The sequence below is a fragment of the Arthrobacter sp. KNU-44 genome (assembly GCF_051843155.1).
GTDB lineage: Bacteria > Actinomycetota > Actinomycetes > Actinomycetales > Micrococcaceae > Arthrobacter.
Genome location: NZ_JBPXNG010000002.1, coordinates 448,018 through 469,897 on the forward strand (window position 1 = coordinate 448,018; position 21,880 = coordinate 469,897).

General features: G+C 62.7%; 14 protein-coding genes and 3 rRNA genes. 4 read left to right on the forward strand and 13 right to left on the reverse strand.

Going from position 1 to position 21,880, the window contains the following annotated elements:
* The first annotated feature begins 60 nt into the window (after window positions 1–60).
* Together ACSVHC_RS02890 and ACSVHC_RS02895 are read left to right on the forward strand one after the other, a co-directional pair.
* Window positions 61–465 (forward strand): hypothetical protein, encoded by a 405-nt coding sequence (locus ACSVHC_RS02890; protein ID WP_437771023.1) that lies wholly within the window; start codon window positions 61–63, stop codon window positions 463–465.
* 32 nt (window positions 466–497) lie between these two features.
* Window positions 498–1,496, forward strand: coding sequence for a transposase (locus ACSVHC_RS02895; protein WP_437771022.1), 999 nt, complete (start codon window positions 498–500; stop codon window positions 1,494–1,496).
* A 330-nt stretch (window positions 1,497–1,826) separates the two neighbouring features.
* Here the strand turns inward: ACSVHC_RS02895 and rrf are convergent.
* From rrf to ACSVHC_RS02920, 5 genes are all read right to left on the reverse strand, one after another.
* A 5S ribosomal RNA gene (rrf, locus tag ACSVHC_RS02900) occupies window positions 1,827–1,943 on the reverse strand.
* A 145-nt stretch (window positions 1,944–2,088) separates the two neighbouring features.
* Window positions 2,089–5,226: ribosomal RNA gene (locus ACSVHC_RS02905) — 23S ribosomal RNA — on the reverse strand.
* Between the two features lie 562 nt (window positions 5,227–5,788).
* A 16S ribosomal RNA gene (locus ACSVHC_RS02910) occupies window positions 5,789–7,311 on the reverse strand.
* Together the 16S, 23S and 5S rRNA genes form the textbook arrangement of a ribosomal RNA operon.
* A 558-nt stretch (window positions 7,312–7,869) precedes the next feature.
* Window positions 7,870–9,180 carry a tyrosine--tRNA ligase gene (gene tyrS / locus ACSVHC_RS02915; protein WP_437773158.1) on the reverse strand — a complete coding sequence of 437 codons (1,311 nt, stop codon included), beginning with the start codon at window positions 9,178–9,180 and terminating at the stop codon, window positions 7,870–7,872.
* A 44-nt stretch (window positions 9,181–9,224) separates the two neighbouring features.
* Window positions 9,225–11,453, reverse strand: a complete 2,229-nt coding sequence (locus tag ACSVHC_RS02920) for a HelD family protein (protein ID WP_437773157.1) — start codon at window positions 11,451–11,453, stop codon at window positions 9,225–9,227.
* Window positions 11,454–11,611: 158 nt separating this feature from the next.
* On the opposite strand from ACSVHC_RS02920, the gene ACSVHC_RS02925 reads away from it, so the two are divergent.
* The gene (locus tag ACSVHC_RS02925) at window positions 11,612–12,247 is read left to right on the forward strand and encodes a GNAT family N-acetyltransferase (protein ID WP_437773156.1); all 636 of its coding nucleotides are present in this window, start codon (window positions 11,612–11,614) and stop codon (window positions 12,245–12,247) included.
* A 16-nt stretch (window positions 12,248–12,263) separates the two neighbouring features.
* Here the strand turns inward: ACSVHC_RS02925 and ACSVHC_RS02930 are convergent, their stop codons facing one another.
* Window positions 12,264–12,914, reverse strand: coding sequence for a DNA-3-methyladenine glycosylase (locus ACSVHC_RS02930; protein ID WP_437773155.1), 651 nt, complete (start codon window positions 12,912–12,914; stop codon window positions 12,264–12,266).
* Between the two features lie 94 nt (window positions 12,915–13,008).
* On the opposite strand from ACSVHC_RS02930, the gene ACSVHC_RS02935 reads away from it, so the two are divergent.
* Window positions 13,009–14,574, forward strand: coding sequence for an AlkA N-terminal domain-containing protein (locus tag ACSVHC_RS02935; RefSeq protein ID WP_439180575.1), 1,566 nt, complete (start codon window positions 13,009–13,011; stop codon window positions 14,572–14,574).
* On the opposite strand, the gene ACSVHC_RS02940 is transcribed toward ACSVHC_RS02935, so the two are convergent.
* The 7 genes from ACSVHC_RS02940 to argB all read right to left on the reverse strand — a co-directional run bounded on the left by ACSVHC_RS02940 (window position 14,480) and on the right by argB (window position 21,874).
* Window positions 14,480–15,217 (reverse strand): maleylpyruvate isomerase family mycothiol-dependent enzyme, encoded by a 738-nt coding sequence (locus tag ACSVHC_RS02940; protein ID WP_437773153.1) that lies wholly within the window; start codon window positions 15,215–15,217, stop codon window positions 14,480–14,482. The genes ACSVHC_RS02935 and ACSVHC_RS02940 overlap by 95 nt on opposite strands.
* Window positions 15,218–15,342: 125 nt before the next feature.
* On the reverse strand, window positions 15,343–16,800 hold the full coding sequence (gene argH, locus ACSVHC_RS02945; RefSeq protein ID WP_437773152.1) for an argininosuccinate lyase: 1,458 nt from the start codon (window positions 16,798–16,800) through the stop codon (window positions 15,343–15,345).
* Window positions 16,797–18,002 (reverse strand): argininosuccinate synthase, encoded by a 1,206-nt coding sequence (locus tag ACSVHC_RS02950; RefSeq protein ID WP_345449852.1) that lies wholly within the window; start codon window positions 18,000–18,002, stop codon window positions 16,797–16,799. The genes argH and ACSVHC_RS02950 overlap by 4 nt, the downstream gene beginning before the upstream one ends.
* Window positions 18,003–18,106: 104 nt before the next feature.
* Window positions 18,107–18,643, reverse strand: a complete 537-nt coding sequence (locus ACSVHC_RS02955; RefSeq protein ID WP_345449851.1) for an arginine repressor — start codon at window positions 18,641–18,643, stop codon at window positions 18,107–18,109.
* Window positions 18,643–19,641: an ornithine carbamoyltransferase gene (gene argF / locus ACSVHC_RS02960; protein ID WP_437773151.1), complete on the reverse strand. Its 999-nt coding sequence runs from the start codon at window positions 19,639–19,641 to the stop codon at window positions 18,643–18,645. Before argF ends, ACSVHC_RS02955 begins: the two co-directional genes overlap by 1 nt.
* Entirely contained in the window at window positions 19,638–20,933 is a 1,296-nt protein-coding gene (locus ACSVHC_RS02965; RefSeq protein WP_437773150.1) for an acetylornithine transaminase, read from the reverse strand. The genes argF and ACSVHC_RS02965 overlap by 4 nt, the downstream gene beginning before the upstream one ends.
* The gene (gene argB / locus ACSVHC_RS02970) at window positions 20,930–21,874 is read right to left on the reverse strand and encodes an acetylglutamate kinase (protein ID WP_437773149.1); all 945 of its coding nucleotides are present in this window, start codon (window positions 21,872–21,874) and stop codon (window positions 20,930–20,932) included. The genes ACSVHC_RS02965 and argB overlap by 4 nt, the downstream gene beginning before the upstream one ends.
* Between the last annotated feature and the right edge of the window lie 6 nt (window positions 21,875–21,880).

Genomic DNA, 21,880 nt, shown 5'->3' on the forward strand with positions numbered 1-21,880 from the left:
GGCCCTCATCGTCAAGCTGGTTGTGAGTCATTCATTACCTTTTGATTGAAGGAGCCGGCGATGGCCGTTGATAACAAGGGTTTTACGCGTGAAGAGATCCGTGAGTTCATGCATGAGTACTATTTGCAGCCGCACGGGTCGAGGAAGGAATGGATGGCCTCGACGTCCGTTTCGGAATGGACGTTCCGCCGGTGGCGCAAGATGATGGTCCAGGGCGATATCGACCGTGGCCTGATTCCGCGGGAGCATGGAGGCATGGTCCCGACGAATCGTGAACTCTCCGCGTTCGAAAAAGCACGCGCGAAGGAAATGGCTGCCCACCGTGCCGAAGTCGAAAAACTCCAGAAGCGGGTGCAGGAGCTGGAGGACACGAATTCCGCGCTGGGAAAAGCTATCGGGCTCTTGCACGAGTTGAGCGTGCCAGAGCCCGATACAACCCCGACGAGCGCTCACAACGATTCATAGCGGCCGAGAACACTCTGGTCCTGGAACTGCATGTGATCATCGGCTCCCAGCGGACAGCGCTCAAGCTGGCGGGCCTCTCGCGCGGGACCTGGCATTACCGGTCCAATCCCCGTCCGGCGGTGCAGCACCCGATCCACCAGAGCGACCGGGCCTACGAATCCCGGATCAGCTCCGCGCATCAGGACCGGATCCTGGGGCTCATCCTGGCCAGCTGGGAGAAGGGCAACTCCGTTGACCATGCCTTCGCCACAGCCTGGGACAACGGCGAGCTGCTCGCCTCCAACCGCTCGTGGTGGCGGATCGCGGCAGACTACGAGGACCAGCAGGCCCGCCCAACCATCCCGCGCAAGCGTTGGGGCACGCGTGGTTCCTCTGAAAAGCCGGTGGTCAAGGCCACCGGACCCTGCCAGGTCTGGTCCTGGGACATCACCGACATCTATGCCAAGTGGCAGGGCAAGGTTTTCAAGGTGTACTCCATCATGGACATCTTCTCCCGGGAAATCGTCGGCTGGCGGGTGGAGGAACGCGAGTCCGACCACCTCGCCGCGCAGATGTTCAAGACAGCCATCGCCCGGCACGGCGCCCCGCGCATCGTGCATGCCGATTCAGGCCCGGCCATGAGATCAACCCTGCTCCGTGACACCCTCACCGCCCACGGCGTGGAACTCAGCCATAACCGCCCGTACGTCTCCAACGACAATCCCTTCTCGGAGTCAGGCTTTCGCACGATGAAATACCGGCCCGGCTACCCCCGGATCTTTAACGATCTCGAGGCCGCCAGGGAGTACCTCACCTGCTACGTGCACTGGTACAGCACCGATCACAAACACTCCGGCATCGCACTGTTCTCACCATCACAGGTCCACGACGGGTCGTGGAAAGAACTCTGGACCAAGCGAGACAAAGTCCACCAGGACTACTACGAACGACACCCGGGAAGATTCCGCCGCCGACCCACCACACCGGCCCCCGCCACATACGCCGGGATCAACCTCCCCCAGACCAAAACACCCCAAAAACTAGCCCAGTGACTCCACACAGCTTGACAACTTTCGGGGGTTCGTGGAAACCGGCCCATAGGTGAGCCGGGGTTAGTGGGAACCGGCCCATAGGTGAGCCGGGGTTAGTGGGAACCGGCCCATAGGTGAGCGGGGGTTTGGGGATTTCCCGCCCATAGGTGAGCCGGGGTTGGTGGGAACCGGCCCGTAGGTGAGCCGGGGTTTGATATCCCAAACCCCCGCTCACCTATGCGTCCCGATCGGAAACCCCCGCTCACGTCAGCCGGGCCGGGGTTTGGGGTCGGGGGTGGTTAAATGGGTCAGGCCCCGACACGTGGTGTCGGGGCCTGGCCGTTAATGGTTGTCCGGCGGTGTCCTACTCTCCCACACCCTCCCGGGTGCAGTACCATCGGCGCTGTGGGTCTTAGCTTCCGGGTTCGGAATGGGACCGGGCGTTTCCCCCACGCTATGACCGCCGTAACCCTGTTACCCGTCCCCGCAGGTGCGGGGTGGGAAGATACGTGGTTACAACATTGTGGTGTTGTTGTTCAGTTGTTTGGTTCCTGGAGCAACGGGTTTGTTGTTCGGGAACCACATAGTGGACGCAAGCAGTGATCGTGTTTGTGTGGTGTAAGTTGTCGGCCTATTAGTACCGGTCAGCTTCAACAGTCTTTAGTCCTGTCTTCCACATCCGGCCTATCAACCCAGTGGTCTGGCTGGGGGCCTCTCACACACGAGGTGCATGGAAATCTCATCTTGAAGCGAGCTTCCCGCTTAGATGCTTTCAGCGGTTATCCCATCCGAACGTAGCTAATCAGCGGTGCACTTGGCAGTACAACTGACACACCAGAGGTTCGTCCGTCCCGGTCCTCTCGTACTAAGGACAGCCCTTCTCAAATTTCCTGCGCGCGCAGCGGATAGGGACCGAACTGTCTCACGACGTTCTAAACCCAGCTCGCGTACCGCTTTAATGGGCGAACAGCCCAACCCTTGGGACCTACTCCAGCCCCAGGATGCGACGAGCCGACATCGAGGTGCCAAACCATGCCGTCGATATGGACTCTTGGGCAAGATCAGCCTGTTATCCCCGAGGTACCTTTTATCCGTTGAGCGACGGCCATTCCACAATGTACCGCCGGATCACTAGTCCCGACTTTCGTCCCTGCTTGAGATGTCTCTCTCACAGTCAAGCTCCCTTGTGCACTTACACTCGACACCTGATTGCCAACCAGGCTGAGGGAACCTTTGGGCGCCTCCGTTACTTTTTAGGAGGCAACCGCCCCAGTTAAACTACCCATCAGGCACTGTCCCTGACCCGGATCACGGGCCGAAGTTAGATGTCCAAAGTGACCAGAGTGGTATTTCAACGATGACTCCACCCGAACTGGCGTCCGGGCTTCAACGTCTCCCACCTATCCTACACAAGCCACTCCGAACACCAATACCAAACTATAGTAAAGGTCTCGGGGTCTTTCCGTCCTGCTGCGCGTAACGAGCATCTTTACTCGTACTGCAATTTCGCCGAGTTTATGGTTGAGACAGCGGGGAAGTCGTTACTCCATTCGTGCAGGTCGGAACTTACCCGACAAGGAATTTCGCTACCTTAGGATGGTTATAGTTACCACCGCCGTTTACTGGGGCTTAAATTCTCAGCTTCGCCTTGCGGCTAACCGGTCCTCTTAACCTTCCAGCACCGGGCAGGAGTCAGTCCGTATACATCGTCTTGCGACTTCGCACGGACCTGTGTTTTTAGTAAACAGTCGCTTCCCCCTGGTCTCTGCGGCCCCGATCCCCTCCCACCAGCAAGTGGTGTTCAAGGTTGGGGCCCCCCTTCTCCCGAAGTTACGGGGGCATTTTGCCGAGTTCCTTAACCATAATTCTCTCGATCGCCTTGGTATTCTCTACCTGATCACCTGTGTCGGTTTGGGGTACGGGCGGCTGGAACCTCGCGCCGATGCTTTTCTAGGCAGCATAGGATCACCGGATCCCCCCATGACGGGGGTCCCATCAGATCTCAGGAACGTCATCAAAGACACAGCGACGGATTTGCCTATCGCTGACCCTACATCCTTAGACCGGGGCAACCATCGCCCGGCCCGGCTACCTTCCTGCGTCACACCTGTTAATACGCTTACCTCCCGGGATCAGGTCCCGCGCTCGGCCAAAACCCGCACACCACAAGGGTGATTGGGCAGGCTCCGGGCGGTTAGTATCCCCCGCTTGGCATGGGCGGTCCTTCGCCGGTACGGGAATATCAACCCGTTGTCCATCGACTACGCCTGTCGGCCTCGCCTTAGGTCCCGACTTACCCAGGGCAGATTAGCTTGACCCTGGAACCCTTGATCATTCGGCGGACGGGTTTCTCACCCGTCTTTCGCTACTCATGCCTGCATTCTCACTCGTGTAGGCTCCACCGCTGGTTTACACCGCGACTTCACCGCCCACACGACGCTCCCCTACCACTCCAGACGACTGAACCACGAAGGCTTGTCTACTATCTGAAATCCACAACTTCGGCGGTGTACTTGAGCCCCGCTACATTGTCGGCGCGGAATCACTTGACCAGTGAGCTATTACGCACTCTTTCAAGGATGGCTGCTTCTAAGCCAACCTCCTGGTTGTCTTCGCAACTCCACATCCTTTCCCACTTAGCACACGCTTAGGGGCCTTAGTTGGTGGTCTGGGCTGTTTCCCTCTCGACTATGAAGCTTATCCCCCACAGTCTCACTGCTGCGCTCTCACTTACCGGCATTCGGAGTTTGGCTGACGTCAGTAACCTTGTAGGGCCCATCGGCCATCCAGTAGCTCTACCTCCGGCAAGAAACACGCAACGCTGCACCTAAATGCATTTCGGGGAGAACCAGCTATCACGGAGTTTGATTGGCCTTTCACCCCTACCCACAGCTCATCCCCTCCATTTTCAACTGAAGTGGGTTCGGTCCTCCACGACGTCTTACCGTCGCTTCAACCTGGCCATGGGTAGATCACTCCGCTTCGGGTCTAGATCACGCCACTACACTCGCCCTATTCAGACTCGCTTTCGCTACGGCTACCCCACACGGGTTAACCTCGCGACGTAACACTAACTCGCAGGCTCATTCTTCAAAAGGCACGCCGTCACAACTACAAGGTTGCTCCGACGGATTGTAAGCACACGGTTTCAGGTACTGTTTCACTCCCCTCCCGGGGTACTTTTCACCTTTCCCTCACGGTACTGGTCCGCTATCGGTCATTAGGAAGTATTTAGGCTTATCAGGTGGTCCTGACAGATTCACACGGGATTTCTCGGGCCCCGTGCTACTTGGGATCCTCTCCAGGCGGCACACAACATTACGGTTACGGGGCTAACACCCTCTCCGGCCGGCCTTTCAAGACCGTTCACCTATGTCCATGCTCTCACCCCACCGGTCCGGCAGAACCAGTACGGAAAGTCCCACAACCCCGCCCATGCAACGCCCGCCGGCTATCACACATGGAACGGTTTAGCCTCATCCGCGTTCGCTCGCCACTACTAACGGAATCACTCTTGTTTTCTCTTCCTGCGGGTACTGAGATGTTTCACTTCCCCGCGTTCCCCCCACGCACCCTATGTGTTCAGATGCGGGTCACCAGATCACGCAAGCGCGTCTGGCGGGGTTTCCCCATTCGGACATCCTGGGATCACCGTTCGGTTATCAACTCCCCCAGGCTTATCGCAGATTCCTACGTCCTTCTTCGGCTCCTAATGCCAAGGCATCCACCGTGTGCCCTTAAAAACTTGACCACACAAGATCAAAAAACTTCTCGAGAGAACCACAGAAACCGCCACACCAAAGCATGGCCGGATCCAGGTTCATAAAAAGAAATTGCTGTATGACACGAACCAAACCCGAAGGCCGGCCCGTATCAGATGCTCGCGTCCACTATGTAGTTCTCAAACAACAACCCCGTACCACACCCCCCCGCACCCGGCCACCCCCGCCACCAAAGACGAAGAACAACCACGAACGCACGAAGACCATGCAGCCAGGAAACCAGAAACACACAAACCCGCACCACGGAAACCACGCAACCCTCACAGGCCACGCACCCCACGCCACGGCCCTGTTGCCTCAGGACCCAACAGTGTGCCAAACACGAAAACCGGCCACCCCCCACCCGCACCGTTCCAAGACACTCAAAGAGCATCCGTACTAGGGGCGGACAAGAACCAACCGGCCGCTATCTGCTGATATTCCACCCATGAGCACCCACCGCAGAACAGACGCCTGCGCAATGGGCTTTGCTTCCACACACCCCCCAACCAACCATGCGGCCGGACAGGGAGCGATAATGGTGCTCCTTAGAAAGGAGGTGATCCAGCCGCACCTTCCGGTACGGCTACCTTGTTACGACTTAGTCCCAATCGCCGGTCCCACCTTCGACGGCTCCCCCCACAAGGGTTAGGCCACCGGCTTCGGGTGTTACCAACTTTCGTGACTTGACGGGCGGTGTGTACAAGGCCCGGGAACGTATTCACCGCAGCGTTGCTGATCTGCGATTACTAGCGACTCCGACTTCATGGGGTCGAGTTGCAGACCCCAATCCGAACTGAGACCGGCTTTTTGGGATTAGCTCCACCTCACAGTATCGCAACCCTTTGTACCGGCCATTGTAGCATGCGTGAAGCCCAAGACATAAGGGGCATGATGATTTGACGTCGTCCCCACCTTCCTCCGAGTTGACCCCGGCAGTCTCCTATGAGTCCCCGCCATCACGCGCTGGCAACATAGAACGAGGGTTGCGCTCGTTGCGGGACTTAACCCAACATCTCACGACACGAGCTGACGACAACCATGCACCACCTGTAAACCGACCGCAAGCGGGGCACCTGTTTCCAGGCGTTACCGGTTCATGTCAAGCCTTGGTAAGGTTCTTCGCGTTGCATCGAATTAATCCGCATGCTCCGCCGCTTGTGCGGGCCCCCGTCAATTCCTTTGAGTTTTAGCCTTGCGGCCGTACTCCCCAGGCGGGGCACTTAATGCGTTAGCTACGGCGCGGAAAACGTGGAATGTCCCCCACACCTAGTGCCCAACGTTTACGGCATGGACTACCAGGGTATCTAATCCTGTTCGCTCCCCATGCTTTCGCTCCTCAGCGTCAGTTAATGCCCAGAGACCTGCCTTCGCCATCGGTGTTCCTCCTGATATCTGCGCATTTCACCGCTACACCAGGAATTCCAGTCTCCCCTACATCACTCTAGTCTGCCCGTACCCACTGCAGAACCGGAGTTGAGCCCCGGTCTTTCACAGCAGACGCGACAAACCGCCTACGAGCTCTTTACGCCCAATAATTCCGGATAACGCTTGCGCCCTACGTATTACCGCGGCTGCTGGCACGTAGTTAGCCGGCGCTTCTTCTGCAGGTACCGTCACTTTCGCTTCTTCCCTACTGAAAGAGGTTTACAACCCGAAGGCCGTCATCCCTCACGCGGCGTCGCTGCATCAGGCTTTCGCCCATTGTGCAATATTCCCCACTGCTGCCTCCCGTAGGAGTCTGGGCCGTGTCTCAGTCCCAGTGTGGCCGGTCACCCTCTCAGGCCGGCTACCCGTCGTCGCCTTGGTAGGCCATTACCCCACCAACAAGCTGATAGGCCGCGAGTCCATCCAAAACCGCAAAAGCTTTCCACCACCACCGCATGCGCGGAGCAGTCGTATCCGGTATTAGACCCAGTTTCCCAGGCTTATCCCAGAGTCAAGGGCAGGTTACTCACGTGTTACTCACCCGTTCGCCACTAATCCCCCCAGCAAGCTGGAGATCATCGTTCGACTTGCATGTGTTAAGCACGCCGCCAGCGTTCATCCTGAGCCAGGATCAAACTCTCCGTTGAAGTAAAACAAAAACAGACACAACCACAACCACCGGAAATAACGGCAGAAGAGCTGCACAAAATTTGAAACCAGCTGTAAAAAACCAGCCCCACGCCACCAAAGCGACACAGAACCAGCCAAAACAACCAATTTAATAAAAAATCGGTATCAACAAACTTGGCACACTATTGAGTTCTCAAACAACAGACGCAATTCGATTACTTCCCGGAACAAATTCAATTGAATTCGATGTTCCGCATTTCCTCGCTGCGATGTTTCTACTTTATTTCATTCATTTCCACTTTGCAAATCCAGGATTTCTCCGGAAATTCACCCAAATGGATCGAATTTCCCCACAGAGTCAATAAATCATCCGAGTCCCAGACTTTTCGTCTAAATCGGATGATTCACACTCAATGGGATTTTGTCGCAATTTATCCGCTTTAGCGGCAGCGACTCAGAAAACGATACACGCTCCTCCGGAGCCGCGCAAGTCGGCCCGGAGGAGCGTGCAATGGAGCATGCAACAGTCCGTCTGGCGCGCCCCCGCAGGAACACGCCCCGGAACTAAATAAGCGTCAGGCCGTCACTTCGACAGTGGCGAGATTCTTCTTCCCGCGGCGTAACAAAAGGTACCGGCCGTGAAGCAGTTCCGCCTGGTCGATCACGGCGTCGGGGTCGGTCACCTTGCTGTTGTTCACGTAGGCGCCGCCCTCCCCCACCGTGCGTCGGGCAGCGGACTTGCTCTCGGACAGTCCGGAAGCAACCAGGAGGTCGACGATGCCCAGGCCATCCGCGCCGATCGAGGCAGACGGCAGCTCGGCAGTTGCGGACGCCAAGGTCACTTCGTCCAGAACCGAGAGATCACCGTTGCCGAACAGCGCAGCCGAAGCAGCGATCACTTTCTCCGTTGCGTCGACTCCGTGAACCAACGAGGTGACTTCGTAGGCAAGCCTGCGCTGGCCCTCGCGTGCGAACGGACGCTCGGCGACAGCGGCTCCAAGCTCCTCAGTCTCGGCGCGGCTAAGGAAAGTGAAGACCTTGAGGCGGTCAACGACGTCGGCATCCGCGGTGTTGAGCCAGAACTGGTAGAAGGCGTAGGGGCTGCACATGTGGGCATCGAGCCAAATGGCGTTGCCTTCGCTCTTACCGAACTTGGTGCCGTCCGAGTTGGTGATGAGGGGCGTGCCGAGGGCGTGGACAACCTTCCCATCGACCTTGCGGATCAGCTCCGTCCCGCTCGTGAGGTTGCCCCACTGGTCCGAACCTCCGGTCTGCAGCACGCAACCGTAGTCGCGGTTGAGCTGGAGGTAATCCATGCCCTGCAGGATCTGGTAGCTGAACTCGGTGTAGCTGATGCCCTCGTCCGAGTTGAGGCGGGACGCAACGGCATCCTTGCGGAGCATGGTGCCCACGCGGAAGTGCTTGCCGATTTCGCGCAGGAAATCGATGGCACTCAGCGGCGCGGTCCAGTCAAGGTTGTTCACCATGCGTGCCGCGTTGTCTCCCTCGAAGCTGAGGAAGCGGCGGACCTGTGCCTGAAGGTAGCCGACCCACTCCGAAACGGTGTCCTTGGTGTTCAAGGTGCGTTCCGCCGTCGGGCGCGGATCGCCGATGAGGCCCGTGGAGCCACCCACCAGGCCGAGCGGCTTGTGGCCGGCCAACTGCAGGCGACGCATGAGCAGGAGCTGGACAAGGTTGCCAAGGTGCAGGGACGGAGCCGTGGGGTCGAAGCCACAGTAATACGTGATCGGGTCCCCTGCGAGGAGCTTTTCCAATTCCGTTTCATCAGTGGAAACGTGGATAAGGCCGCGCCATTTGAGCTCTTGCCAGATATTGGCAAAGCCCGGGTCGTTGTGTTGGGACTCGAGGTTGTTTACGTGTGACACGAGTTCTAAGTTAGCAGGATTGCCGTTCGTCTTGCTTGCATGGCTCAGCGTTCGATACCCGCGGGCAACGGCGCGGCGGTGATGAGGCGCAGCCGCTGCGTCGGACGGGTCATCGCGACGTAGAGATCGCCCACCTTCCCGTGTTCGTGGTTCAGCATGGCAGCAGGCTCAAGAACCACGACACCATCGAACTCGAGGCCCTTGGCTTCCTTGGGGCTGATGACCACGATGTCCTGGGAGTAGCTGCCCGCTCCGGTGCCCACACGGTGGCCATACACCCCGCGGAGGGCGGCTGCGGCGCGCGGCAGGAGGGCGCCGTCGGCGATCACCGCGAGGAGGCCGCCGTCGATCGCTTCCAGTTCTTCCGGAAGGACCTCAACGAGACGGTCCACCATCCCCGCTTCGTCCACACGGTCCACGATGGGCGACCATTTGCCTTCACGCACGGCTTTGGGAGCCGAAACAACCAGCCCCGCGCGGTTCGCCATGCGGACCGCCGCTTCCGCGATCTGCGAGGGGGTGCGGTAGTTGACGGTGAGTTCTTCGAGCTGCCAGCGGTCCCCGAACGACGGCGCGAGGGCACTTTGCCAGGAATTCGCACCGGCAGAGGAACTCGTCTGGGCGATGTCGCCGACGATCGTGAAGGACTTCAAGGGGCAGCGGCGGACCAAGAGCCGCCACTGCATGGGCGAGAGTTCCTGGGCTTCGTCAACCACGATGTGCCCGAACGCCCACGAACGGTCGCTCGTGGCCCGTTCCGCCGCTGTCAACCGCGTTTCGCGTTCCTGGTTCTGGTCCGCCAATTCCTCGGCCGTCATCAACACGTCGACCCCCATGGCCTCCATGTTGACCAGGGTCTGCTTGGCGTTGGCGATGTCGCGGGCACGATCATGCTCTTGCTGTGCCAGTCCCCTGCCGGCGGCGGGATCCAGCTCGCCGAGGAGCTCAGCGGCCTCGTCGAGCAGCGGAATATCGGCTTCGGTCCACGGCGCATCCGCGGGGCGAAGAAGTAGCGCACGCTGTGCCGGTGTGAGATGCGGGGTGCAGGCTTCCAGGATGGCTGGCTTGCTGAAGAGCTCGGACACGAGCTTCTCGGGCGTCATCGGCATCCAGCACAGGTTCAGGACGATCCTGACGTCGCGTGCCGAACGGACGTCTTCGGCGAGATAGGAACGGTCGGCGTTGTTGCCGATATTCGATTCCTCGACAATCTCCGTCAGCTGCTCCGTGAGTTCGCGCAGCAGAATCTTCACGAACGTCACGCGGGCTTCGTTGTGCGGCTTGCCGGTAGCGCGTGCCCTGTCCCGGGCGCGGCGGACTTGCCGCACGGACAGTGTGAGCTTGCGGGAATCGACCTCGAGGATGCGGTCCTCGGCGGGAGTCCGCTGGCGGTTGGCTACGGCGTTGGCAATCACGTCGGCCATGTTCAGCTTGCCCTTGAGCGCTGCGACGTCGGGATCCTGTTCCGGGACGGCATGGATTCCGGGCATGAGGCGGCCCAGGCTCGCCATGACGACGCCGGTCTCGCCGAGGGAAGGCAGGACCCGCTCGATGTAGTGCATGAACGACGAGGAAGGCCCGACGAGCAGCACGCCCGCGGACTTCAGGCGGTCACGGTGGGTGTACAGCAGGTAGGCGGCGCGGTGGAGCGCGACGGCCGTCTTTCCGGTACCGGGACCGCCTTGGACGACCAAGGCACCCGACATGGACGAACGGATGATCCGGTCCTGCTCGGACTGGATGGTGCCGACGATGTCCGACATGCGGCCGGTGCGCTTGGAATTCAGGGCGGCAAGGAGTGCGCCCTCACCCTGGAGCGAGGCGTTGTCCGCCAGCATGCTGGCATCCAGGACATCGTCTTCGATCGCCTTGACCTCGCGGCCTTGCAGGATCAGGTGACGACGACGGCGGACGCCCTGCCGGTCGAAGGCGGTCGCCTGGTAGAAGTGGCCGGCTTCCGGGGCGCGCCAGTCGACCATAAGCCGCTGGAGGTCCGCGGTGGACAGTCCGATGCGGCCGATGTACTGCGCCTCCCCGGTGTCCAGGTCGAGGCGCCCGAACACGAGACGGTCGTCGACGGCGTCGAGCTGGGCGAGGCGGTCCTCGTACAGTGCCGCGAAGGCGTCCCTTTCGGAAACGTTCTGCATGGTTCCCACCGCTCCGGCGCGCCGGACCTGCGCCAGCTGTTGGCGCTTTTCCTCCCGCAGCTCATCCAGGCGCGAGTAGAGACCGGCCACGTACTCCCGCTCGTGGATCAAATCAGCGTCGTGCATCGAAACGTTCCCCTATCGAAAAAGACGGACCGTCCATTCTACAGCGGTTTTGCTTGACGTGCGTGAAACTGCCCGCACGCCGGTGCGTCATACAATGTTCACCCGCCGCTAACCCCCTGAGCTTTTCCATCCGCACCCAGTGGTGCTTAAATGCTGCAATGCAGCACGACGTTGCCCTTACGCGACACGGCATCAGCCTGGTCCCACTCTCCCCTGCACATGCCGGTCCGCTCTTCGATTTCGTGGACTCCGGGATGTGGTCCGGCATGGCCGCCGAGCAGCCCTTGAGCGCGGCGGAACTGGCCGAACTCTTCACAGCCCGCCTCGAAGATCCGGCAACCATTCCATTCGCGGTCGTCGAGCAGCGGACCGGCGCGCTGCTCGGAACCACCTCGCTGTGCGAGTACAGTCCCCGCCAGCAGCGCCTGGAAATCGGCGGCACATTTTACGGGCGCCCGTTCTGGGGTAGCCATGTCAATCCCGCCGCGAAGCAACTGCTGCTGGCCTACTCCTTCGATGTGCTGGACGTCCACCGGGTTGCCTTCCGCTGCGATGCCCGGAATACCCGCAGCGCCTCGGCCATTCAGCGGCTCGGGGCCAGCTACGAGGGCACGCTGCGCGGGCACCGTTTCGCTCCCGACGGCAGCCGTTGCGATACCGCCGTTTTCTCGATCCTGCGCGATGAGTGGCCCCACGTGCGCGAGTCATTGCTCGGCCGCCTGGCGCCCTTCGAAGTGCCCGACAACCACTGCGTGTATGTCGCCGAACCGACCCGGACCGAACACGCCGCCTGAGGATCCCCGGAGGCCTCTAGACGGCGCGGCTCCTGCCCGGCTTGTAGCGGGACACCGTCGGATCCCCGGAAAGCCAGAACCGCCACGGGTAGTCGGCGGAACCGCCGTCGCCGGATACTCCTACGCGGAGACCACTCGCGACTGCTGATGGCGCAGCCGGGGTAACCGGAAGTTCGAGGCCGAACGGCTCGGCCAAGGCATCGCGGCCGCTGTCCGCCGTGGTCAGCCCCATTGCGGAGGCGAGTCGCGCCGGCCCGCTGGCGAGGTCGCTCAGGGACTTCGACGCCGGACGCCGGGACTGCGCCAAGGCGTGCCCGGCCACCACCTCCCCTGCCCGCAACAGCAGCGCGGACGCAACGCCGTCGGGACCGCAGACAATGTTGGCGCAATAGTGCATGCCATACGTGAAGTAGACGTAGAGGTGGCCTGCCGGACCGAACATGGGTGCGTTGCGGGCGGTGGGGCCGCCAAAGGTGTGGGAGCCAGGATCGGGTTGACCCGAGCCCCGCGGACCCAGATACGCTTCCACCTCGCTGAGCCGGACGGATACCGTGCCCTCGGGCGTCCGGTGGCTCAGCACTGCGCCGAGGAGCAAAGGAGCAACGTCCCGCGGATCTCCGGAAAGAATGGCCCGGATGGCCTCCGTGGATTGGCTCTGCGTTGTCATGCCCAGACCCTAGCAAAATCCATCAGCTCGATCCGCCGCCGGCAATGTCCGATTTCCGCTAGGAAGAGCCTGCCGATGCTGAAAGGATGAAGCCATGGACTTTTGGCAGCGCTACCGCGCTATCGACGCGCGGGATCCCCGGTTCGACGGCCAGTTCTTCACCGCCGTCCGTTCGACGGGCATCTACTGCCGGCCGTCGTGCCCGGCACGGACACCCAAGGCAGAAAACGTGACCTTCTACGAAACCTCGGCGGCGGCGCACGAGGCCGGGTACAGGGCGTGCAAACGCTGCCTCCCGGAGGCGGTTCCTGGCACGCCTGCGTGGAACCTGCGCTCGGACATCGCCGGGAGGGCGATGCGGCTCATCAACGACGGCGCGCTCTCCCGGGTCGGCGTCGAAGGACTCGCCACCAGGCTGGGCTATTCCTCCCGCCAGCTCAACAGGATCCTCAGTCATGAACTTGGCGCCGGGCCGCTGTCCCTGGCGCGGGCCAGCCGGGCGCAGACGGCCAGGACGCTCCTGGTCTCCACCTCGATGAAACTCTCGGATGTGGCTTTCGCTGCCGGATTCAACAGTGTCCGCCAGTTCAACGACACCATCAACGAAGTCTTCGCCCTGACACCGACGGCGCTCCGGGCCACCGCGAAGCCCATTGGCCATCACGGCAGACAGGGCGAGGCTACCTCTCTGACCCTCAACCTCCCGTACCGGGAGCCGTTCGACACAGGGATTTTCGATTTCCTCGCGGCCCGCGCGGTTCCCGGCGTCGAGCTGGCGAACTCCAGCAGCTATACGCGGGCCCTCCGCTTGCCCCGCGGCAATGCGGCGTTCACCGTGGAGTACGACGCCGGGGCGCGCGGCGGCGCCCTGACCCTCGCCGTCAGCACCCTCGATCTCCACGATCTTCCCGTGCTCCTCAGCCGGGTGCGGCGATTGTTCGATCTCGACGCCGATCCCGTCGCCGTGGACGAGGCGTTGGGTTCCGATGCCAGGCTCGGCCCGTCAGTTCGCGATACGCCCGGGATCAGGGTTCCGGGTGCCGTGGATCCCCAAGAGCTGCTGATCCGGGCGATGATCGGCCAGCAAATCACCGTAGCCGCCGCCCGCACGGCGCTGACCCAACTTTCCGACGCCGGAACCCGCCTGCCGGAAGGCCACGCAGGACACGCACTGGGCCTGGATCGTCTGTTTCCCACGGTTGAGGAGATCGCCGGCTCGGGCCGGGAACTACTGAAGGGCCCACAGCGCCGCATAGACTCCGTGCTGGCCGCAGCAGCAGCGATGGCCTGCGGGGAGCTCGACTTCGACTATGGCGACGACCCCCAAACACTGGCCGACAAGCTATTGCCGCTTCCCGGCGTCGGACCATGGACCGTGGGCTACGTGGCGATGAGGGTCATCGGCGACCCGGATGTTTTCCTCGCCAACGATGCAGCGGTTCGGAACGGCCTCAAGAATCTAGCGGCCGCGGAAGGCCTGCCTGCCGATTTCCGCAACGTGAGCCCGTGGCGTTCCTACGCCACGATGCACCTGTGGCGGGCAGCGGCAAGCAAGCGCGCCAGCGCTAGTGCGCCGCGGGAACGCTCGATGGCCACGGGAGAAGCTCCGGCAAGTCAACACCGTCCGCGTCAGCAGAGGCGCGCAGGCTCCCCAGGGTAGGCGTGCGCCCGGCGAGCCAGGCGGCGATATCGGTGATCATGCCGTTGATCGCGACGGACTGCCGGCCCGAGCCAATGACAAGCTGCGGCAGGCCCAGGGGCTGGAGTACGAATTTCTGGTCGGCCGGCACTCGGGCGGAGAGGAAATCGAAGAGATGCTCGCAGAATTGCCGGCTCCAGGCCTCCGGGCCGCGGCCGACTCCCAGATCCGTGACGTGGATGACCAGTTCGCGCCAGAGCGCCAGGCCGCCGTCGAGCACTGTTCCATTCCGGAAGCTGATCCGGGTGTTCCAGCCGGACTCCACGAGACCGTCGAAGGCCCTCAGGGCCCGGGCGAGGGCCGCTTCCGTGGCCGCACGGTGTTGAGCGAGGCTGTGGCTCGCAGCCAGCTCAATGGCCTTCGTACGGCCCTCGTAGCCGCCGTCGTAGATGTCGATGGTCTCGCCGCGCGCGGCGTATTCCAGCTGGCGGGCCATGGCATTGGAGATGCCGGCAATGTGCGCCAGCACGTGGCCGCGGGTCCACCCGGGCAGCTCAGAGGGAGCTGCAACATCGGCGTCGTCGAGTTTGGCGACAACGTCGGTGACAGTGCCGGCTGCTTTGTGGAGCTCGGCAAGAAGCGCTGAGGTAGTGATCTCGGTCATAGCGCCATAGTATCCGACAGAGTTAACGGCTGTTAACGAGGATTAACTGACAACGGCGGGCATTTCGTGGCAGCTTTTGCGTAAGACACTGCCGCGAAATGCCCACCGGTGTGGACCTGCTTTGGTTACTGCGCGTACTTCCGAACCACTGCGAGTTCAGCTTCGAGGGCAAGCAGTTGGCGCTCGACGGCGGCCGGGGCCGTTCCGCCCTGGGAGTTCCGGCTGTTGAGCGACCCTTCGGTGCTGAGCACGGTGCGGACCTCGGGGGTAAGGTGCTCCGAAATGCCCGCGTACTCTTCGTCCGTCAGGTCCCACAGCTCAACGCTGCGCCCTTCAGCCAGCTTCACCGCCGCTCCGGAGAGCTCGTGTGCCTCCCGGAACGGCACTCCCTGGCGGACAAGCCATTCGGCGATGTCCGTGGCAAGTGCGAAGCCCTGCGGTGCCAGGGAAGCCATGCGCTCGGTGTTGAAGGTGAGCGTGGCGATCATGCCGGAGACAGCCGGGAGCAGCACTTCCAAGGTGTCCGCGGCGTCGAAAACCGGTTCCTTGTCTTCCTGCAGGTCGCGGTTGTACGCGAGCGGCAGGCCTTTGAGCGTTGCCAACAGGCCGGCCAGGTTGCCGATGAGGCGCCCTGCCTTGCCGCGGGCGAGCTCGGCGACGTCCGGATTCTTCTTCTGCGGCATGATCGAAGACCCCGTGGAGTACGAATCATGGAGCGTCACAAAGGAGAACTCCTTGGTGGCCCACAGAATGACTTCCTCGGAGACCCGCGAAAGGTCGATGCCGATCATCGAGCAGATCCATGCGAACTCGGCGAAGACATCGCGCGAAGCCGTGCCGTCGATCGAGTTGTGCACTGCCGAGAAGAACCCGAGATCCGCTGCGACTGCCTCGGGATCCAGGCCGAGGGAGGAACCGGCCAAAGCGCCGGAACCGTACGGCGAGACGCCGGCGCGCTTGTCCCAGTCCTGGAACCGCTGCACGTCGCGCAACAGTGCCCAGGCGTGGGCCAGAAGGTGGTGGCTCAGCAGGACAGGCTGGGCATGCTGCAAGTGCGTCCGGCCGGGCATGGCAACGCCATGGTGGGCCTTGGCCTGCTCAACGAGGGCATCGATCGTGGCGAGCACACCGCGGGCGATGATGCGTGCGTGGTCGCGCAGGAACATGCGGCCCAACGTGGCCACCTGGTCATTGCGCGAACGCCCTGCCCGGAGCTTGCCTCCCAGGTGGGTTCCCGCACGCTCAATGAGCCCGCGTTCGAGGGAACCGTGGACGTCCTCATCGCTCTCGGCGGGCTGGTACGCACCGCTCGCGACGTCGTCATCCAGCGAGGTGAGCGCCTCGAGCATGCCTTGGAGTTCGCCGTCGTCCAGCAGCCCCGCTTTGTGCAGCACGCGGGCATGCGCCTTGGAGCCGGCGATGTCGTAGCGGGCCAGCCGCCAGTCAAAGTGCGTGGACTTGCTCAGTGCGGCAAGCGCATCCGCGGGACCGCCGGCGAACCGGCCGCCCCACAGCGCACCTTCATTCGTCCCCGAACGCTCCCCAACCTCGCTCCCCGGCGTCCGAGGGCCCACGGACGTCATTTGCCTGACACTCGCAGGTCACGGCCTGCGGCGACCTTGGAGGACATTCCCCATAGCTCGATGAAGCCCTTGGCCTGCGACTGGTCGAAGGTGTCGCCGGTGTCGTACGTGGCGAGGTCGAAGTCGTAGAGCGAGGTGTCGGAGCGGCGGCCGTTCACGATGGCCTGGCCGCCGTGAAGGACCATGCGGATGTCGCCGGAGACGTACTTCTGGGTGTCCTCGATGAAAGCGTCCAGGGAGCGCTTGAGCGGGGAGAACCACTGGCCGTCGTAGACCAGCTCGGACCAACGCTGGCCGACCGTGGCCTTGAAGCGGGCCTGCTCGCGCTCGATGGTGACGTCCTCGAGGTGCTTGTGGGCGGTAATGAGGGCCATGGCGCCCGGAGCCTCGTAGATTTCGCGCGACTTGATGCCGACCAGGCGGTCCTCGACAACGTCGATGCGGCCAACGCCCTGGGCACCGGCGCGGCGGTTCAGTTCCTGGATGACCTGGAGTGGAGTGTGCTTGATGCCGTCGATGGCCACCGGGACGCCGGCTTCGAAGGTAATGGTGACTTCGTCCGGTGCCGGCGGGAATTCCGGTGTGGCCGTGTAGTCGTAGATGTCCTTGGTGGGAGCGTTCCAGATGTCCTCGAGGTAGCCGGTCTCGACGGCGCGTCCCCAGACGTTCTGGTCGATCGAGTACGGGTTCTTCTTCGTGGTCTCGATCGGCAGTCCCTTTTCCTCGGCGAAGGCGATGGCCTTGTCGCGGGTCAGGGCGAGGTCGCGGACAGGTGCGATGCATTTCAAGTCCGGGCCCAGGGTCTGGATGCCGACCTCGAAGCGGACCTGGTCGTTGCCCTTGCCCGTGCAACCGTGCGCAACGGTGGTGGCACCGAATTCGCGGGCGGCCTTGACGAGGTGCTTGACGATCACGGGACGTGAAATCGCCGAAACCAGCGGGTAGTGGCCCTGGTAGAGGGCGTTGGCCTTCAGCGTGGGCATGGCGTATTCGTTGGCGAATTCGTCGCGGGCGTCGGCGACGTAGGCCTCGACGGCGCCGCAGCCGAGGGCGCGCTGGCGGATGGTCTCCAGCGACTCGCCGCCCTGTCCGACGTCGACGGCCACGGCGATGACCTCGGCCCCGGTGGCTTCACCGATCCAGCCGATGGCTACGGAAGTATCAAGGCCACCGGAGTAGGCCAGAACAATGCGCTCAGTCACGAGAGTGCTCCTTTGTTGTTGCTTGGTTCTTTTGAGTCAAATGCTTGGGTCGGGCCGAAGGCCCGGGTGGAACAGTGCCGGAATGTTTCAGTTGCCGGCCTGGGCTAGTTACCCGGTCCGGCTTCCTGGGCCAGCTGGAGGAATCGGGCTGCCAGCTCGGCGCCGCCGTCGGGATCCCGGGCAACCAAAAGCAAAGTGTCGTCGCCTGCGATCGTACCCAATACAGACGGCATCACCGAGTGGTCGATGGCCAAGGCGAGGAAGTTGGCGGCCCCCGGCGGCGTCCGCAACACCGCGATATTGCCCGAAGCCTCCGCGGTGACCAGTAGCTCGCCGCAGAGGCGGGACAGGCGCGCGTCCAGGATTTCCTGGGTGACACCGCTCTTTGCATTGCGGTCTCCACCCTCGCCGGGCACCGCATAGACCAGTGCACCGTCCTTGCCGCGCACGCGGACCGCCCCCAGTTCCACCAGGTCCCGGGAGAGGGTCGCTTGGGTGACCTGCACGCCGTCGTCCGCCAGCAAGGCTGCGAGCTCTGCCTGCGAGCGCACCGATTGACCCGTCAGGATCGCGGTGATCCGCGCCTGTCGGGCGGTCTTGGTGGCCGGGCTGGCACCTTGCGATGCTGGATGGGTGGACACTAGAACGTGCTCTCTCCGGTGCCCTCAACGGGGGAAAGCCCGTCGACGAAGGCCAGTCCCGAGCGGTGCATCAGCCAGGCCATGAGCGCCTTCTGCGCGTGCAAGCGGTTCTCCGCTTCGTCCCAGACGATGGACTGGGGTCCGTCGATGACACCGGCTGAGATCTCGTAACCGCGGTAGGCGGGAAGGCAGTGGAGCACGACGGCGTCCGGTGCGGCGTGTGCCATGGCAGCCTCGTCCACGGAGTACTCGCGGAAGAGCTGCATGCGGGCTTCTTTTTCGGCTTCCTGGCCCATGGACACCCAGGTGTCCGTGGCGACAACGTCGGCGTCGTCGAGGGCTTCCTTGGCGTCAGTGGTGATGAGCACGGAACCGCCGGTCTCGGCGGCGCGCTCCTCCGCTGCCGCGACGATGTCGGCGGCCGGCAGGTAGCCTTCCGGACCCGAGATCCTGACGTGCATGCCCGCCGTGACTCCTGCGAGCAGATAGGAGTTGGCCATGTTGTTGGCGGCATCGCCCAGGTAGGCCATGGTGAGGCCCTTGAGTTCGCCCTTGCGCTCCTTGACCGCCAGGAGGTCTGCCAGCAACTGGCAGGGGTGGTAGTCGTCGCACAGGGCATTGATGACGGGAACCTTGGAGTTTTCGGCCATGGCTACGAGGCCGGAGTGCGCCGAGGTCCGCCACACGATGGTGGAGACCATGCGTTCGAGGACCTTGGCGGTGTCCTCCACGGATTCCTTGTGGCCGATCTGCGCCTCGCCCGGATTGATGATGAGCGCGTTGCCGCCCATGTCGGCGATGCCGGTGGCGAAGGACACACGGGTACGGGTGGAGGTTTTGTCGAATATCACGGCGACCGTCTTCCGCCCGCTGCCGGCAGCTGCGAACGGTTGGACGCTGTACGGTGCGGCCTTCATCCGAACGGCGAGTTCGAGCACTTCGGCTTGCTCGGCCGGGGTGAGGTCCGTGTCCTTGAGGAAGTGACGGGTGGTGTTCACTGTGCGTCCTTAGCGGTCAGGGGTGCAGCGGTCAGGGCTGCCGCGGCTTTGATGATGCCCGGCAGCGCGTCGAGGAAACGGTCCGCTTGCTCGGTGGTCAGGATGAGCGGCGGAGCCAGCCGGATGGTGCGCGGGCCGGGGCTGTTGATGATGAAGCCTGCATCGAGCGCGGCCGTCACCATGGCGGGCGCGATATCGGCGTCAAGATCGAAGCCGATCAGGAGACCTTCGCCGCGCACTTCAGTGACGGCGTCGACGTCGGACAGTCCAGCCCGAAGGTGAGCGCCGACGCTGAGCACATTTTCCAGCACGCCTTGGTTTTCGATGGCATGCAAGGTAGCGAGCGCGGCGGCCGTGGCCACCGGGTTCCCGCCGAAAGTGGTTCCGTGCTGGCCCGCGGTCAGGAGCGACGACGTCCGCTCGCCGAAGGTGATGAGCGCGCCGACCGGGAAGCCGCCGCCCAGGCCCTTCGCGAGGGTCACGGCGTCGGGGACGATGCCTGCGTCTTCGCTGGCCAACCATTTGCCGGTCCGGCCGATGCCGGTCTGCACCTCGTCCAGGACCAGCAGCGCGCCGGCAGCGGTGGTGGCTTCGCGGGCCGCCTGCAAGTATTCGACACTGAGCGGGCGGACGCCGGCTTCGCCTTGGATGGGCTCGAGGAACACTGCGGCCGTGTTTTCATCGACGGCGGCACGGAGCGCCTCGATGTCGCCGAACGGGATGTGGACCACACCGCCGGGCAACGGCTCGAACGGTGCCCGGTACGCTTCCTTGGCAGTCAAGGCAAGCGCGCCCATCGTGCGGCCGTGGAAGGCACCTTCGAGCGCGATGATCTTGGTGCGCGTGTCAGAACTGTTGCGCCGCGCCAGCTTGAACGCGGCCTCATTGGCTTCGGTGCCCGAGTTGGCGAAGAACACCTTGGAGCCGGGAGGAGCGTTGGTGAGGGCCAGCAGCTTCTCGGCGAGCGCGATCTGCGTGGGGCTCGTGAAGAAATTGGAGACATGGCCCAGCGTGGCCAGCTGGCTGGCGATGACCGAGGTGACGAACGGGTGGGCATGGCCAAGGGCATTGACAGCGATACCGCCCAGGAGGTCCAGGTATTCCTTGCCGTCGGCGTCCCACACCAGGGCCCCTGCCCCGCGGACAAGGACCCGCTGCGGCGTGCCGAAGACGCCCATGAGCGAAGAAGAGTAACGGGCCAGCCAGTCACTTCCCGTGCTCTGGGAAACGAGCGTGGTTGCGGCGGCCTCCGCGGCGATGGCGGTCGAGCGAGAACCAACAGTTTCGTTCATGAGTTCACTTCCTCATCAGGGACAACCTGGGTTCCGATGCCCGCGGTCGTAAAGGTTTCCAGGAGCATGGAGTGCGGCAGGCGGCCATCCACAATGTGCGCCCGTTCCACTCCTTCATCGATGGCCTTCAGGCAGGCAGCCATTTTCGGGATCATTCCGGACTCCAGGCGCGGCAACATCTCCCGCAACTCCGTGGCCGTCAGCGAGGAGATGAGCGAGGACTTGTCCGGCCAGTTTGCGTAGAGGCCCTCGACATCGGTCAGGATAACGAGCTTGGATGCGCCCAGTGCCGAGGCGACGGCCGCTGCTGCGGTGTCCGCGTTGACGTTGAGGACCTGCCCCGTGGTGGAGCCCGTGCCATCCCCTTCGTCGAGGATCTCGGGGGCGACCGTGGAAATCACCGGGATGCGGCCGGCGTCGAGGATGTCCTCTATACCCGTGGGATCAACACCCACCACTTCGCCCACCAGGCCCAGGTCCACTGCTTCCCCGTCCACCACGGTGCCGGTACGCACTGCACGCAGGAGCCCGCCGTCCTCACCGGACATGCCCACGGCATAGGGCCCGTGGGAGTTGATGAGGCCGACGAGCTCGCGGCCCACTTGTCCGGTGAGTACCATACGGACCACATCCATGGCCTCGGGAGTGGTGACGCGGAGGCCGCCCTTGAATTCGGATTCGATGCCCAGCCGGCCGAGCATCGAGTTGATCTGCGGACCACCCCCGTGCACGACGACGGGGTGGATGCCCACGTGGTGCAGGAAGACGATGTCCTCGGCGAAGGCACGTCGAAGTTCTTCGTTGACCATGGCATTGCCGCCGTATTTGATCACCATGGTGGTGCCGGCGAAGCGCTGGATCCACGGCAGCGCCTCGATCAGGGTCGCGGCCTTGTCCTGGGCATCGCTCATGGAGGTATTTTCGCGGGTGTGCGCAGTCATGGTCAT

Excerpts from the sequence above, each read along its gene's own strand:
- ACSVHC_RS02930 (WP_437773155.1), bottom strand. The coding sequence starts at position 12,914 with ATGACAACGCAGAGCCAATCCACGGAGGCCATCCGGGCCATTCTTTCC.
- argB (WP_437773149.1), bottom strand. The coding sequence starts at position 21,874 with ATGACTGCGCACACCCGCGAAAATACCTCCATGAGCGATGCCCAGGAC.
- ACSVHC_RS02890 (WP_437771023.1), top strand. The coding sequence starts at position 61 with ATGGCCGTTGATAACAAGGGTTTTACGCGTGAAGAGATCCGTGAGTTC.
- ACSVHC_RS02920 (WP_437773157.1), bottom strand. The coding sequence starts at position 11,453 with ATGCACGACGCTGATTTGATCCACGAGCGGGAGTACGTGGCCGGTCTC.
- argH (WP_437773152.1), bottom strand. The coding sequence starts at position 16,800 with ATGACGTCCGTGGGCCCTCGGACGCCGGGGAGCGAGGTTGGGGAGCGT.
- ACSVHC_RS02935 (WP_439180575.1), top strand. The coding sequence starts at position 13,009 with ATGGACTTTTGGCAGCGCTACCGCGCTATCGACGCGCGGGATCCCCGG.
- ACSVHC_RS02925 (WP_437773156.1), top strand. The coding sequence starts at position 11,612 with ATGCAGCACGACGTTGCCCTTACGCGACACGGCATCAGCCTGGTCCCA.
- ACSVHC_RS02965 (WP_437773150.1), bottom strand. The coding sequence starts at position 20,933 with ATGAACGAAACTGTTGGTTCTCGCTCGACCGCCATCGCCGCGGAGGCC.
- ACSVHC_RS02940 (WP_437773153.1), bottom strand. The coding sequence starts at position 15,217 with ATGACCGAGATCACTACCTCAGCGCTTCTTGCCGAGCTCCACAAAGCA.